Origin of the sequence: Streptomyces arenae (assembly GCF_022343545.1) — a bacterium.
Taxonomy (GTDB): Bacteria; Actinomycetota; Actinomycetes; order Streptomycetales; family Streptomycetaceae; genus Streptomyces; species Streptomyces humi.
Map to the genome: position 1 here is coordinate 428,887 of NZ_JAKQYH010000064.1, position 14,641 is coordinate 443,527.

Annotated in this window: 14 protein-coding genes and 1 riboswitch; of the genes, 11 read left to right on the forward strand and 3 right to left on the reverse strand. The window is 72.3% G+C overall.

Annotated elements, in window-relative coordinates:
• The first annotated feature begins 97 nt into the window (after positions 1-97).
• Positions 98-556 (forward strand): acyl-CoA thioesterase, encoded by a 459-nt coding sequence (locus MB828_RS29880; RefSeq protein ID WP_133026050.1) that lies wholly within the window; start codon positions 98-100, stop codon positions 554-556.
• Here MB828_RS29880 and MB828_RS29885 read toward each other — a convergent pair.
• The gene (locus MB828_RS29885) at positions 516-1,730 is read right to left on the reverse strand and encodes an MFS transporter (RefSeq protein WP_301650890.1); all 1,215 of its coding nucleotides are present in this window, start codon (positions 1,728-1,730) and stop codon (positions 516-518) included. The genes MB828_RS29880 and MB828_RS29885 overlap by 41 nt on opposite strands.
• Positions 1,731-1,853: 123 nt before the next feature.
• Here MB828_RS29885 and MB828_RS29890 point away from each other — a divergent pair, with 123 nt between their 5' ends.
• The gene (locus tag MB828_RS29890) at positions 1,854-3,497 is read left to right on the forward strand and encodes an ROK family protein (RefSeq protein WP_301650891.1); all 1,644 of its coding nucleotides are present in this window, start codon (positions 1,854-1,856) and stop codon (positions 3,495-3,497) included.
• A gap of 143 nt (positions 3,498-3,640) precedes the next feature.
• On the opposite strand, the gene MB828_RS29895 is transcribed toward MB828_RS29890, so the two are convergent.
• Positions 3,641-4,375 (reverse strand): SDR family oxidoreductase, encoded by a 735-nt coding sequence (locus tag MB828_RS29895; protein ID WP_301650892.1) that lies wholly within the window; start codon positions 4,373-4,375, stop codon positions 3,641-3,643.
• Between the two features lie 330 nt (positions 4,376-4,705).
• Positions 4,706-4,836, forward strand: a riboswitch (FMN riboswitch).
• 155 nt (positions 4,837-4,991) lie between these two features.
• On the opposite strand from MB828_RS29895, the gene MB828_RS29900 reads away from it, so the two are divergent.
• The 9 genes from MB828_RS29900 to MB828_RS29940 all read left to right on the forward strand — a co-directional run bounded on the left by MB828_RS29900 (position 4,992) and on the right by MB828_RS29940 (position 12,373).
• On the forward strand, positions 4,992-5,597 hold the full coding sequence (locus MB828_RS29900) for a riboflavin synthase (protein WP_301650893.1): 606 nt from the start codon (positions 4,992-4,994) through the stop codon (positions 5,595-5,597).
• On the forward strand, positions 5,594-6,235 hold the full coding sequence (gene pnuC / locus MB828_RS29905; protein ID WP_301650894.1) for a nicotinamide riboside transporter PnuC: 642 nt from the start codon (positions 5,594-5,596) through the stop codon (positions 6,233-6,235). Before MB828_RS29900 ends, pnuC begins: the two co-directional genes overlap by 4 nt.
• Entirely contained in the window at positions 6,232-7,521 is a 1,290-nt protein-coding gene (locus tag MB828_RS29910; RefSeq protein WP_301650895.1) for a bifunctional 3,4-dihydroxy-2-butanone-4-phosphate synthase/GTP cyclohydrolase II, read from the forward strand. The genes pnuC and MB828_RS29910 overlap by 4 nt, the downstream gene beginning before the upstream one ends.
• A gap of 26 nt (positions 7,522-7,547) precedes the next feature.
• Complete coding sequence (gene ribH, locus MB828_RS29915) at positions 7,548-8,033, forward strand: 6,7-dimethyl-8-ribityllumazine synthase (protein WP_301650896.1); 486 nt, start codon at positions 7,548-7,550, stop codon at positions 8,031-8,033.
• Between the two features lie 34 nt (positions 8,034-8,067).
• Positions 8,068-8,340, forward strand: a complete 273-nt coding sequence (locus MB828_RS29920; RefSeq protein WP_030946750.1) for a phosphoribosyl-ATP diphosphatase — start codon at positions 8,068-8,070, stop codon at positions 8,338-8,340.
• Between the two features lie 44 nt (positions 8,341-8,384).
• A complete protein-coding gene (hisG, locus tag MB828_RS29925) occupies positions 8,385-9,233 on the forward strand; it encodes an ATP phosphoribosyltransferase (RefSeq protein ID WP_133026059.1) in 849 nt (282 codons plus the stop codon).
• A 14-nt stretch (positions 9,234-9,247) separates the two neighbouring features.
• Positions 9,248-9,703: a PH domain-containing protein gene (locus tag MB828_RS29930; protein ID WP_133026060.1), complete on the forward strand. Its 456-nt coding sequence runs from the start codon at positions 9,248-9,250 to the stop codon at positions 9,701-9,703.
• Between the two features lie 256 nt (positions 9,704-9,959).
• Positions 9,960-11,288: a hemolysin family protein gene (locus MB828_RS29935; RefSeq protein ID WP_301650897.1), complete on the forward strand. Its 1,329-nt coding sequence runs from the start codon at positions 9,960-9,962 to the stop codon at positions 11,286-11,288.
• On the forward strand, positions 11,285-12,373 hold the full coding sequence (locus MB828_RS29940) for a hemolysin family protein (RefSeq protein WP_301650898.1): 1,089 nt from the start codon (positions 11,285-11,287) through the stop codon (positions 12,371-12,373). Before MB828_RS29935 ends, MB828_RS29940 begins: the two co-directional genes overlap by 4 nt.
• Positions 12,374-12,594: 221 nt before the next feature.
• Here the strand turns inward: MB828_RS29940 and MB828_RS29945 are convergent, their stop codons facing one another.
• Complete coding sequence (locus tag MB828_RS29945) at positions 12,595-14,457, reverse strand: AAA family ATPase (protein ID WP_133026063.1); 1,863 nt, start codon at positions 14,455-14,457, stop codon at positions 12,595-12,597.
• Positions 14,458-14,641: the final 184 nt, after the last annotated feature.

Consider the following 14,641-nt stretch of genomic DNA (forward strand, 5'->3'; position numbering starts at 1 on the left):
GCGGGGCTGACCAGCCCCTTCCAGGCCGGGGCTCCTGAGCACCCGCTTAGGATGGAGTGTCCCCACCACTTCGTCCCCGTGCTCAGGAGCCCCACCCGTGACCGCCGAAGCCCCCGCCGCCCCCGCCCTGTCCTACGGCCGGCTGATCCCCGTGACCGTCCACTTCGACGACCTGGACGCGCTCGGGCTGCTGCACAACGCCCGGTACCCGGTGATGGTCGAGCGGGCCTGGGCCGAGCTCTGGCAGGAGCACGGCTTCGTCTTCGAGGGCGACTGGACCGCGGCCGGGGACGCCTGCAACGCCGTCAAGGAGCTGCGGATCGGCTACGAGGCACCGGTCACCCGGCCCGGCACCTACGCCGTCCACCTCTGGCTGGAACGGCTCGGCACCACCGGCCTGACCTACGGCTTCCGGTTCTGTTCGGAGGACGGCGCGGTCACCTACGCGCAGGGCACCCGGGTCCTGGTCCGGCTCGACGCCGGCACGCTGCGCCCGGCCCCGTGGAGCGAGCGGTTCAGGGCCGCGGGTCGGGAACTGCTGCGGGCCGGGAGCTGACCTCCGCGCGCACCCCGCGGTCCCCGGACCGCAGCACGCCCGCGAACGCGACCAGTCCGAAGGCCAGCGCCGTGACCAGGCCGAACGACACCACCAGACTGGTCGCCTGGGCGACCCCGCCGATCAGGCTCGGGGCGACGAGCCCCGAGGTGTAGGTGATCGTCGCGACGCCCGCTATGGCCTGGCTGGGGTTCGGCCCCGCATGCCCGGCCGCCGCGAAGCACAGCGGTACGACCACCGCGATGCCGAGACCCATGAGGGCGAAGCCCGTCATCGCCACCGCCGGATGCCCCGCGAGGACGATCAGCAGACCGCCGAGCACGGCCAGCACCCCGCCGCCGCGCACGGTACGCACCGCGCCGTAACGGTTCACCACCGCGTCCCCGCTGATCCGGGCGATCGCCATGGTCAGCATGAACCCCGTGGTGGTGGCCGCCGCGAGCCCTGCCGAGGTCTCCATCCGGTTCTTCAGGAACACCGCCGACCAGTCCAGGCTCGCCCCCTCCGCGAACACCGCGCAGAAACCCACCGCGCCGATCAGCAGCGCCGACCGCGGCGGCAGCGCGAACCGCGGCGGCGGCTCCTCGTCCGCCTCCGGCTTCAGATCCAGGACCCAGCCGGCGGCCAGGATCCCCAGCAGCGTCAGGGTGGCCGCGGCCAGCGTGAAGTGCAGTCGGGCGTCCGAGCCGAGGTGCGCGGCGAGGGTGCCGGCCGCCGAACCGATCAGGGCGCCCGCGCTCCACATCCCGTGCAGCCCCGACATGATCGACTTCCGGAGCCGTCGCTCCACCTCCACGCCGAGCGCGTTCATCGCGACGTCGGCCATGCCGGCGCTCGCCCCGTACACGAACATCGCCAGGCACAGCAGGTACATGTTCGTCGCGAGGGCGGGCAGCACCAGCGCCAGCGTCCACAGCGCGATCAGGCCGCGCATCGCGTTGCGACTGCCGAAGCGGTGGCTGATCCGGCCCGCCAGCGGCATCGAGCACGAGGCGCCGAACGCCCCGAACGCGAGCGCGAAGCCGAGCTGTCCCGCGCCCAGCGAGGCATGGTCCTGGATCCACGGCACCCGGGTCGCGAACGAGCCGGTGACCGCACCGTGCACGGTGAACACAGCCGCGACGGCGTACCGCGCGCGCCTCACGTCGTGCTGCTCGTGGCTCACGTCTTCCATGGTCCTGCCCCTCCCCGGCCGGGTGCCGCCCCCGCTGCCCGCCGTAAACTATCAGGGACCCTGCCTGATAGATAGGGAGCGAAGTGGCCGTCCCGGGCCGCATGTTCTGGGAGGATGCCCGTCATGCCCGCATCACCGAGCACCGCCCGGGCCATCAACGACCGGCTCGCGCTGAGCCTGCTTCAGCAGCAAGGGCCGCTGACGGCAGGCCAGTTGAAACAGCTGACCGGGCTGTCCCGGCCGACCGTCGCCGACCTCGTCGAACGGCTCGCCGCGTCCGGCCTGATCGCGGTGGTCGGCGAGTCCGGCGAGCAGCGCCGGGGGCCGAACGCCCGCCTGTACGGGATCGTCGCGGACCGCGCGCACCTCGCCGCCCTCGATGTGCGCACCGACAGCGTCTCGGTCCTCGTCTCCGACCTGGTGGGGCGGGTGCTGGCCGAGGGCACGGTGCCGGTCGGCCCGGAGGAGGGGACCACGGCGGCCGTCGAGCAGGCGGTGGCGCTGGTGGAGCGGACGGTGAAGGAGGCGGAGGCCTCCGGTGGGGGGCGGCTGCACACCGTCGGCATCGGGGCGCCAGGGCTCATCGACCCGGCGACCTGCGAACTCCGTGACTCGGCGGGGCTGCCGGCGTGGCACCGCCGCCTGGTCGCGGCGCTCCAGGAGCGTTTCCCCGAGGCGCGGGTCAGCGTCGAGAACGAGACCAACCTGGCCGCCCTGGCCGAGCAGCGGGAGGGCGTGGCCCGCGACCGGGACACCTTCGTCCTGCTCTGGCTCGGCGACGGCTGCGGCGCCGCCGTGGTCCTCGACGGCAGCCTGCGCCGGGGCGCCTCCGGAGGCACCGGCGAGATCGGCTTCCTCCCGGTCCCGGGCACCGAAGCCCTCCCGTCGGCCACGGACTGCTCGGGCGGCTTCCACTCCCTGGTGGGAGCGGCGGCGATCACCCAACTGGCCGAACAGTACGGCCTGCCCCCATCCGACACCGCGGCCCAGGCGGTGAAACACGCCACCCGAACAACACCCACCGCGCCGGCACCCGAGGGCGGCCCGCCCCAACCGCCCCTCGAAGCCGACGGCGCCCTGTCAGCGCCCCGCAGGGGCGCGGGGAACTGCGCGCCCGGCCACGACGCGCCGGCACCCGAGGGCGGCCCGCCCCAACCGCCCCTCGAAGCCGACGGCGCCCTGTCAGCGCCCCGCAGGGGCGCAGGGAACTGCGCGAGCAGCCACGACGTGCCCGCACCCGAGGGCGGCCCGCCCCAACCGCCCCCCGAGGCCAACGGCGCCCTGTCAGCGCCCCGCAGGGGCGCGGGGAACTGCGCGCCCGGCCACGACGCGCCGGCACCCGAGGGCCGCCCGTCCCAACCGCCCCTCGAAGCCGACGGCGCCCTGTCAGCGCCCCGCAGGGGCGCGGGGAACTGCGCGCCCGGCCACGACGTGCCCGCACCCGACAGCCGGCCCGCGCCGCCCCTGGCCGCCCCGTCCGTGGAGCGTTCCGGGCGTTTTCTCGATGCCCTCGCCGACCGTATCGCCGTGGGCGTGGCCGCTGTGGTCGCCGTGCTGGACCCCGGCTGTGTGGTCCTCGGCGGTGAGATCGGCCCTGCCGGCGGCGCCGTGCTCGCCGCGCGGGTCGAGGCAAGGCTGCGCAAGATGTCCCCGCTGGCCACGGAGGTACGGGCGAGTACCCTCGGCGGCGCCGCCGTACTGCGCGGCGCCCTGCTGACCGCCAGAGAGAGCGCCCAGGACGACCTCTTCGCACCTCCGGACCGCTGACCCGCCCCCGGCCAACCGTCGGCCCGCACTCAGCCGTCAGCCCGCACTCAACCGTCGGCCCGCACTCAACCGTCGGCCCGCACTCAACCGTCGGCCCGCACTCAACCGTCAGCCCGCACCCGGCCGTCCGCCCGAGGCGACCGTCAGCGGCGGGTCAGGAAGTCCTCGAACGTGCCCTTCCCCACGGCCCGTTCCGGTGTCAGGTGGCCGCCGTCCCGGAAGGCGCGGTACGCCCCGCCGAACAGCGGTACCCCGACCACCGCCCGGCGCCGCCCGCTCGCCTTCAGGTACGCACGGGCCAGCGACTCCAGTGACCGCACCTCGGGGCCGCCCATGTCGGCCACCCGCCCCGCCGGCCCCGCCGCGGCCAACTCGGCCAGCCGGTCGGCGACTTCGGCCACCTCGATCGGCTGGTCGGGCACCCCGCGCGGCACCGCCAGCACAGGCGCCTTCGCCAGCCCCTCGAACAGCGTCACCAGCAGATCGTGGAACTGCGTCGTCCGCAGCACGGTCCAGCCGAGACCCGACTCCTCGACCAGCCGTTCCACCGCGAGCTTCGCCCGGTAGTAGCCGAACGGCACCCGGTCCACCCCCACGATCGAGATGTACACCAGATGGCCCACCGAGGCCCGCCGCGCCGCCGCGACCAGGTTGGCCGCCGCCCGCTCGTCACCGCCCTTCGGCGTGCTCGCGCAGTGCACGACCGTGTCCACGCCGGTCAGCGCCGTGTCGAGACCGGCCCCGCCCGTGCGCAGGTCCACGGCGTAGGGCTGGGCGTGCCGGCTGAGCACCCGCACCTCGTTGCCGTCCGCCCGCAACCGCGCCGCGACGAGCCGGCCGAGCGTGCCGGTTCCGCCGGTCACCAGGGTCGTGGTCATGTCGTTCCGTCCCTCCGGACACCGGGCGCTCCCGGTCGGAACGCCCCTCCGGCGAGTACGACTGCGCGCACCCCGCGAAATGTGACATCGGCGCGCGACCCGGCGACGGGCAAGGGCCGTCGTCACCGCCGCCGGGTTCGCTCGCACCATAAAAGGACTAGACCAGTAGGGTCAATAGAGGTGAATCAAAGTCAGGAACCCTGGTGTGGGCGCTCGTTGCGCACACGTCGGTCCTCGTGGGAAGTCCAGCGACACGGGCTGTGAGGCAGCCCACACCGTTCGCCTGTATGGACCACCATCGGGCGTGGCACACTGGCGGTGTACCAGAAGCAGCGCACTCCGGGGTCGGTGAAAGTCCGAACCGGCGGTTACAGTCCGCGACCCGTCCGCTTCCAGCGGCCGGTTGACCAGGTGAAATTCCTGGACCGACGGTTAAAGTCCGGATGGGAGGCAGTGCGCGGCGGGCGAGCATGTACATGTGCACGCCGCCGTATCTGGTCTCGTCCATGTCGGACGAGGCCTTGTCGGCGTCGCACCGGTGTGTTCACCCGTACATTCTGTCGTCCGTCGACAGGCCCCGGAGTCCGTGCCCCGTTGAGGCAGGAGGACCCGGGAAGTGTTCACCGGAATCGTCGAAGAGCTGGGTGAGATCACCGCCGTCGAGAACCTCGGCGACGCCTCCCGTTTCCGGCTCCGTGGCCCCGTAGTGACCGAGGGCGCACAGCACGGCGACTCCATCGCCGTGAACGGCGTCTGTCTGACTGTCGTGGAGCACGAGGGCGACGAGTTCACCGCCGACGTCATGGCGGAGACCCTCCTACGGTCCTCCCTCGGCGCCCTGGGTGTCGGCTCCCGCGTCAACCTGGAGCGCCCCACCGCCGTCGGCTCCCGCCTCGGCGGCCACATCGTGCAGGGCCACGTGGACGGCACCGGTCAGGTGCTGGCCCGCACCCCCTCCGAGCACTGGGAGATCGTCAAGGTCTCGCTCCCGGCCGACCTCGCCCGCTACGTCGTGGAGAAGGGCTCCATCACGGTCGACGGCATCAGCCTCACCGTCGTGGAGGCGGGCCCGGACTACTTCACCGTCAGCCTCATCCCCACCACCCTCGACCTGACCACGCTCGGCCACAAGCAGCCCGGCGACCCGGTCAACCTCGAGGTCGACGTCGTCGCCAAGTACGTCGAGCGGCTGCTCGCGAACACACAGGGAGCGGGCAAGTGAACTGGCTGAACTCCGAGGCGTTCACCCTCCTCGACCAGCACATCATCTGGTCGGACATGATCGGCAACATCCTGGGCCTGATCACCCTCGCCCTCGGCTGGCGGCGCTCGCTGCTCACCTGGCCGGTGCAGTTCCTCTCCGGCCTGGTGCTGTTCATCGCCTTCTACGGCCACCTGGCCGGCAGCGCGGGCAAGCAGGTCGTCGTCATGGTGGTCGCCCTGTACGGCTGGTGGCAGTGGAACCGCGACAAGGGCCGGTCCGGTGACGGCCACATCGTGCCCCGCTTCGCCACCTGGGGCGAGCGCGCCGCGATGCTCGCCGCCGCGGCCGTCGGCACGGTCGCCGTCGCCCTGCTCTTCAAGGCCTTCCCGTCCCTGTCCTGGGACCCCTGGCCGGACGCCTACATCTTCGTCGGCACGATCGTCGCGATGTACGCCCAGGCCCGCGGCATGGTCGAGTTCTGGATCGCCTGGCTCCTGGTCGACCTGGTCGGCGTCCCGCTGAACTTCGCCAACGGCTACGCCTTCTCCGGCTTCGTCTACGTCATCTACGGCGCGCTCGTCCTGTGGGGCATGCGCGACTGGTGGCAGCGCTCCCGCCAGGGCGCGCGGCCCGCTCTGGAAGGAGCACCCGCATGACCGCGGCACCCGTCCTCCACAGCACCCACGGAATCGACGACCTCGTCCTGGACCCGGTCGAGCAGGCCGTCGCCGACATCGCCGCCGGCCGCCCCGTCGTGGTGGTCGACGACGAGGACCGCGAGAACGAGGGCGACCTCGTCATCGCCGCCGAGAAGGCCACCCCCGAGATCATCGCCTTCATGATGAGCGAGTGCCGCGGCCTGATCTGCGCCCCCATGGAGGGCGAGGAACTGGACCGGCTCCGGCTGCCGCAGATGGTCGAGGACAACACCGAGTCCATGAAGACCGCGTTCACCGTCTCCGTGGACGCCTCCGCCGCGCACGGCGTCACCACCGGCATCTCGGCCGCCGACCGCGCCACCACGCTCCAGCTGCTGGCCGGCGGTGCCGCCGAGCCGTCCGACCTGGTCCGCCCCGGCCATGTCTTCCCGCTGCGCGCCCGCCCCGGCGGCGTCCTCACCCGCAACGGGCACACCGAGGCCGCCGTCGACCTCGCCCGGCTCGCGGGCCTGCGCCCCGCCGGCGCCATCGTGGAGATCGCCGGCGAGGACGGCCGGATGCTCCGCCTCCCCGAGCTGGTCCCGTTCGCCCGCAAGCACGGCCTGACGATCATCTCCATCGCGGACCTGATCACCTACCGCCGGTCCGCCGAACCCACCGTCCGCCGCGAGGCCGAGGTCAAACTGCCCACCCGGCACGGCACCTTCACGGCGTACGGCTACCGCTCCACCGCCGACGGCGTCGAGCATGTCGCCCTCGTCCACGGCGAGATCGGCGACGGCGAGGACGTCCTCGTCCGCGTCCACTCCGAGTGCCTCACCGGGGACGTCTTCGGCTCCGCCCGCTGCGACTGCGGCCCCCAGCTCGACGAGGCGCTCCAACGCATCCAGGAAGAGGGCCGCGGCATCGTCGTCTACCTGCGCGGACACGAGGGCCGGGGCATCGGGCTGCTGTCCAAGCTGCGCGCCTACGAACTCCAGGAACGCGGCCGCGACACCCTCGACGCCAACCTCGAACTCGGCCTGCCCGCCGACGCCCGCGACTACCGCGCGGGCGCCCGGATCCTGACCGACCTCGGCGTGCGCAGCGTCCGCCTGATGACCAACAACCCCGACAAGAGCGACGCGCTGCTGAGCCACGGTCTCAAGATCAGCGGGCGCGAGCCGATGCCCGTGCAGGCGGGCGAGCACAACCTCCGCTACCTGCGCACCAAGCGGGACCGGATGGGCCACGACCTGCCCTGGCTGGACACGCCGGCCGTGGCCACCTGCGCGAACCAGTAGAGAAACAGCACTGAGGAGAGACGTACGTGAGCGGCAAGGGTGCACCGGAGTTGTCCGTACGCAATGTCAGCGACCTGCGGGTCGCCGTCATCGCGGCCCAGTGGCACGAGAAGGTGATGGACGGACTGGTGGACGGCGCCCTGCGCGCCCTGCGCGACCTGGGCATCGACGAGCCCACCCTGCTCCGGGTCCCCGGTACCTGGGAGCTCTCGGTCGCCGCGAAGGTCCTCGCCGGCCGCGGCTACGACGCGGTGGTCGCGCTCGGTGTCGTCATCCGCGGCGGCACCCCGCACTTCGAGTACGTGTGCCAGGGCGTCACCCAGGGCCTCACCCAGGTCTCCGTCGAGACCGGCGTCCCCGTCGGCTTCGGCGTGCTCACCTGCGACAACGAGGAGCAGGCGCTGGACCGCGCCGGCCTGCCCGGCTCGCAGGAGGACAAGGGCCACGAGGCGGTGACCGCCGCGGTGGCGACGGCGGCCACGCTCCGCTCAGTATCTGAACCCTGGCACTGAGCGAGGCGGCATTTGGCGTAGTCTGGCGCTCACCATGTCCAACAAGACTTTCGAGGAGCTCTTCACCGAGCTCCAGCACAAGGCCGCCCACGGCGACCCCGCCACGTCCCGCACCGCCGAGCTGGTCGGCAAGGGCGTCCATGCCATCGGCAAGAAGGTCGTCGAGGAGGCCGCCGAGGTCTGGATGGCCGCCGAGTACGAGGGCAAGGAAGCGGCCGCCGAGGAGATCTCGCAGCTGCTCTACCACGTCCAGGTGATGATGGTCGCCCGCGGCATCTCGCTGGACGACGTCTACGCCCACCTGTGAACCACCCGCCGTCACCCCCTCCCAGAGCAAAGGAAGCCGACCCCATGCTGCGCATCGCCGTCCCCAACAAGGGTTCCCTCTCAGGCCCTGCGGCGGACATGCTGCATGAGGCCGGCTACCGGCAGCGACGGGAGTCCAAGGAACTCCGCATCGTCGACCCGGTCAACGACGTGGAGTTCTTCTACCTCCGCCCCCGCGACATCGCGATCTACGTCTCCTCCGGCCGCCTCGACATCGGCATCACCGGCCGTGACCTGCTCGTCGACTCCGGCGCCAACGCCGAGGAGATCCTGCCGCTCGGCTTCGCCCGCTCCACCTTCCGCTTCGCCTCGAAGCCGGGAGCGGCGAACTCCCTGGCCGACCTGACGGGCAAGACGGTCGCCACCTCCTACGAGGGGATCGTCGGCAAGCACCTCGCCGACAGCGGCGTCGACGCCTCCGTGGTCCACCTGGACGGCGCCGTCGAGACGGCCATCGAACTGGGCGTCGCCGAGGTCATCGCGGACGTCGTGGAGACCGGCACCAGCCTGCGCAACGCCGGCCTCGAGGTCTTCGGCGAACCGATCATGAAGTCCGAGGCGATCGTGATCCGCCGCACCGGCGCGGACGCCGAGGAGCCCAAGGTCCAGCAGTTCCTGCGCCGGCTCCAGGGCGTCCTGGTCGCGCGGACGTACGTGATGATGGACTACGACTGCCGGGTCCAGCAGCTGGAGAAGGCTGTCGCCCTCACGCCGGGCCTGGAGTCGCCGACCGTCTCCCCGCTGCACAACGAGGGCTGGGTCGCCGTCCGCGCCATGGTCCCCACCAAGGACGCCCAGGGCATCATGGACGACCTCTACGACCTCGGTGCCCGCGCCATCCTGACCACGGCCATCCACGCCTGCCGCCTCTGAGGGGCCCGCGAGAGATGTCCGAGCCTCCCACGCTGCCCGTCACCTTCCGGCCGGGCCACACGCGAGTGATCCTGCTCACCGCCGGTGTCGCGATCTTCGTCACCATCTCCGGTGTCGCGCTGCTCCTTGAGCAGCTCGGTCCGGGGGAGAAGCTCAGCTTCGTCGTCACCGGCGCACTGATCTTCTGGGTGCTGGCACAGCTGGCCCGGGTGAAGGTGGTCGCCGACGAGTCCGGGGTCACCGTCGTCAACATCGCCGCCAAGCGGCATCTCCAGTGGGCGGAGATCCTCCAGGTGAACCTCCGCCCGGGTGACCCCTGGGTGTTCCTCGACCTCAGCGACGGCACCAGCCTGCCCGCGCTCGGCATCCAGCCCGGCATCGCCAAGCAGCGCGCCATCGCCGACGCCAAGGCCCTGCGGGCCCTCGCCGAGGCCCACGCGATCCACGACCCCGAGCAGCATCAGGGCTGAGATCACGCAACTTGGGGGCCGTATCCGGGCCGCCGACCCTGCCGCATCGGCCCCTGTCTTGATTAATCTGTTGGCGGAGGCTTTTCACGTCCCGCCTCCGCCCCTGTGGCGCGCTCCGCGCACAGGGGTTCCTGCTACCCGAGGAGTGACCCTCTCCGGCGATGGACGGATCGTCCTGTAGTACCTGCGCCGCCCCCTCCCGACATCCCGTGGACCGCCCCGGCGGAGTCCGCGGCGAAGCGGAGGCGGCGGCATCATGACCACCCCCCTGCTGCTCCTGGCAGCCGCGTTCCTGCTCATCCTGGCCAACGGCTTCTTCGTGGCCGCCGAGTTCGGCCTGGTCACCGTCGAGCGCCCGGAGGCCGAGAAGGCCGCCGCCGACGGCGACAAGCGCGCCGTCACGGTCGTCGAATCGCTGAGGGAACTGTCCTTCCAGCTGTCCGGCACCCAGCTCGGCATCACCATCACCTCCCTGGTCGTCGGCATGCTCGCCGAACCGGCGCTGGCCGCGCTGCTGCGCGGCCCGTTCACCGCGATCGGCCTCCCCGAGGGCGCCGTCTCCGGTATCGCCGTCGTCGTCGGCATGCTGCTGGCCTCGGCCATCCAGATGGTGATCGGCGAACTCGTGCCCAAGAACTGGGCGGTCTCCAAGCCCCTCCAGGTCGCGCGGTTCGTGGCGGGCCCGCAGGCCCGCTTCTCCCGCCTGTTCCGGCCGGTCATCGCCGCGCTGAACACGGTCGCCAACCGGCTGGTCCGGGCCCTCGGCGTGGAACCCGCGGAGGAGCTGGCCTCCGCCCGCACCCCCGGCGAGCTGGTCTCGCTGGCCCGGCACTCCGCCCAGGCCGGTGCCCTGGAACAGGACACGGCCGACCTGTTCGTCCGCACCCTGTCCCTGGGCGAGCTGACCGCCCAGCACGTCATGACCCCCCGGGTGAAGGTCAGCGCGCTCCAGGACTCGGCGACCGCCGAGGACGTCGTCAACCTCACCCGGGCCACCGGCCTGTCCCGGTTCCCCGTCTACCGCGAGAAGATCGACGAGATCGTCGGGATGGCCCACCTCAAGGACGCGCTGGCGGTCCCGGCGCACGACCGGTTGCACACCCCGGTCGGGCGGATCGCCCGGCAGGCGCTGCTGGTCCCCGAGACCCTTCCGGTCCAGCCCCTGCTGGCCCGGCTGCGCAGCGAACAGCCCATCGCGGTCGTCGTCGACGAGTACGGCGGCACGGCCGGCCTGGTCACCCTGGAGGACATCGTCGAGGAACTCGTCGGCGAGGTCCGCGACGAACACGACAGCCCCGACGCGCCCGAGCTCGCCGCCGCCCCCTCCCAGGACGGCAAGCCCGCGTGGGACGTCGACGGCAGTGTCCGCGTCGACATCCTCCAGCGGATAGGGCTGGACGTGCCGGAAGGGCCCTACGAGACGGTCGCCGGACTCGTCGCCGACCTGCTCGGCCGTATCCCGGCGCCCGGCGACCGCGCGGAACTGCCCGGCTGGCGCCTCTCGGTCCGCCGGGTCGGCCACTACCGGGCCGAACGCGTCCGGCTGGTCCGGATCGCCCCCGTCACCGCGGAGGCCGCCCGATGAGCGTTCTCCAACTGGTCTTCGCCGGGCTGCTCGTCCTCGCCAACGGCTTCTTCGTGGGCGCGGAGTTCGCGCTGGTCTCGGTCCGCCGCAGCCAGATCGAACCGCTGGGCACCGCACGGGCCCGCCAGGTGCTGTACGGCCTGGAGCGCCTGCCGCAGATGATGGCCGCCGCCCAGTTCGGCATCACCGTCTGCTCGCTGACCCTGGGCGCGGTGGCCGAACCGACGGTGGCGCATCTGCTGGAACCGCTGTTCGAGGCGGCCCGTCTGCCCGAGGGCGTGATCCATCCTCTGGGTTATGTGATCGCGCTGGCCGGAGTCGTCTTCTTCCACCTGGTCATCGGCGAGATGGTGCCGAAGAACCTGGCGATGGCGGCACCGGAGAAGGCGGCGCTCTGGCTGAGCCCCGGCCTGGTGGCGTTCGCCCGGGTGTGCCGGCCGATCACGGTCGCGCTCGGCGCCTGCGCCCAGGGCATCCTCAAGCTCTTCCGGGTGGAGCCGAAGGACGAGGTCGAGGCCGTCGTCACCAGCGAGCAGCTCAACCGGCTGCTGGAGGACTCCGGCCAGGCGGGGCTCCTCGACCCCGAGGAGCGGGAGCGGCTGGAGGACGCGCTGGAGCTGGGCTCCCGCCCGGTGACCGACGTGCTCCTGCGCCGTGAGTCCCTGATCACGGTCCCCCCGTCGGTCACGCCGGGCCAGATCGTCGAGCTCACCGCCCGCACCGGCTTCTCCCGGTTCCCGGTCGCCGCCGAGTCCGGCGCCTTCATGGGCTACGTGCACGTGAAGGACGTACTCGACCTGGAGGACTCGGACCGGGCGGTGCCGCAGCAGATATGGCGCCCGATGACGACACTGAGGGCGGAGCTGCCCCTCGACGACGCGCTGACGGTGATGCGCCGGGCGGCGACCCACCTCGCTCAGGTGGCCGACGGGAAGGGCAGGGTGCTGGGGCTGGCGGCGCTAGAGGACGTCCTGGAGCTACTGGTCGGCGAGGTGACGGACCCGGCGCACCGGGACCGGCCGCCGGCACCGAGGCCACCGGAGCCGAGGGTGAGCGGGGAGCCGGAGGAAGTGCCGGTGGGCTGAGCGCCGTGGCGAGCGGGTGGCCGGGGGCTGAGCGGCGTGGGAAGCTGCGGGCCGGTCGGGGCTGGTCGCGCAGTTCCTCCCCCAGCCTTCGGCCGGGGGTCCCCCAGCGCCCCTTTGGGGCGCGTTGCCCGGCCGTGTCTTTCACCTGGGGAGGGTGGGCGCGGGCGGCGCGCGGCCGGCGCCGGTGAGCGTCCCCACCCCCGGCCCCAGCCCACCCGCACCTACATCCCGGCCGACGGGTCCTGCGGTCCCCGGCCCGACAGCACCTCTCCGTACGCCTGCATCAGGTCCGGCAGGCGCAGTGTCGCCAGGTCGTCCCTCGTCAGGACCCCGGGGTACGTCGACAGCCGCAGGTCCCGGTACGCGCAGCTCTTCTCGTACAGCGTGCGCAGGAACCGGCCGTTGCCCAGTTCGTCGATCCAGCCCTGGTCGACCACGTGCCCGGCGATGGAGCGCAGCTCGTCCAGCGCCTCCTCGTCCCACGCGTCACCGTTCTCCGCGGCCAGCACCTCCCCGATGGAGGTCAGCTCCAGCGGACGGTAGGACGGGAAGTCCACGCGGGAGGTGAAGCGGGAGGAGAGCCCCGGGTTGGCGGCCAGCAGCCGGTCCATGCCCTCCGGATAGCCCGCCAGGATCACCACCAGGTGGTCCCGGTTGTCCTCGGCCCGCTTCAGCAGCACCTGGAGCGCCTCGTCCCCGTACGCGTCGCCCTTGCCGTACCCGGAGTTGGAGAGGGAGTAGGCCTCGTCGACGAAGAGCACACCGCCGATCGCGGAGTCGATGAGCTCGTTGGCCTTCACGGCGGTCTGGCCGAGGTACTCGCCCACGAGGTCGGCCCGCTGCGCCTCCACGAGGTGGTCGCCGCCCAGCAGCCCCAGCGCGTAGAACACCCGGCCGAGAATCCGGGCGACGGTGGTCTTGCCGGTCCCGGACGGTCCGGAGAAGACGAAGTGGCGTTTCGGCGGCTGCACCGGCAGGCCCTGCCCGGCCCGCAACCGGGCCATGTTCAACTGCGCGGACAGCGCCTTGACCTGCCGCTTCACGGGCTCGAGCCCGACCATGCGCTCCAGTTCGGCGAGCGCCTCCTCGAGTAACGCGGGGTCGGTCGGCCCGGCCGGCAGCGGCGGCGACGCCACCACCTTCTCGCGCACCGCCGGGTCGATCACCGACGGCATCGCCCCGGCCGGCGGTTCGGCCTCGCCGAACCGCAGCTCCCGTCCCTCCGTGCCGAACAGCGGGTCGAGCAGATCCGGCCCGTCCACGACGTCCTGCCCGGCCCCGGTGAGCGTGATCGACGCGAAGTCGGCCGTGTCGTCGTACCCGTCGCCCTCGGCTATCGCGGCCAGCCGGGCGGAGGTGTCCATGAAGGCCGGGTCGACCCGGTGCACCGCCCGATAGAGCGGGAGCGCGGCGGCGCTGCGGCCGGTGCCCTCGTGCGCCCGGGCCAGCCAGTAGCGCAGCTCCTTGCGCTGCGGCTGCTCGCTGCGGCACCGCATCAGCGCGGCCGACAGCAGGGGTTCGGCCTGGCCGTACATCTCGAGACGGACGCGGGCCATGCCGCCGAAGAGGCCCGCCTCGATGCCGAGCAGGGGATCGTCGAGGAGCGGGTCGGTGTGCCGTACCAGCTGTTCCCAGTCCTTGACCAGGTAGGCCCGGCAGGAGTGCAGGAAGCGGACGTGGTGGTCGGCGTCCACGGGCGGCAGTCCGGCGAGGGCCCGGTCGAGTTCCGGGACGTGTCTGCCGTCGAGCCAGTGCGAGGCGTGGGCCAGCAGCAGGTCCCGCGGGCTCTCCAGTACCGGCTGCACCCACCAGCCCAGCCAGTACCAGGAGTTGAGCGTGCGGCGGTGGCGGCCGCGCTGTTCGCCGAAGCGGTCCCGGTGCCGGAACATCCGCAGCAGCGCGGTCGTCGTGTCGACGCGCAGCGCGTGCAGGCCGAGCCAGGCGTCGGCCATCCCGGGATCCATCCGCACCGCGGTGCGGAACTCCTCCTCCGCCTGCGGATAGGCGCCCATCGTGTAGGCGTCCACGCCTCGCAGCCAGGCGAGGTCGGCCGGGGCCTCGGGGCCCTGCGTGCCGAATTCCATCACGTCCCCCACAAACCGTGCCCCCGTTGTTGGCCCCCGGGCTCCCCCCGATGGCCGCCGTTGGTCGAACCGCTGTGCCGCGGACCGGAGTTGCAGGTGCGCGAAGCAGCCGTTCGAAGGTCGCACCGAGGGCATCGTACCTGCGGTTCCACCGCCTGCCGAAGGGTGACGTACAGGCCGTTTG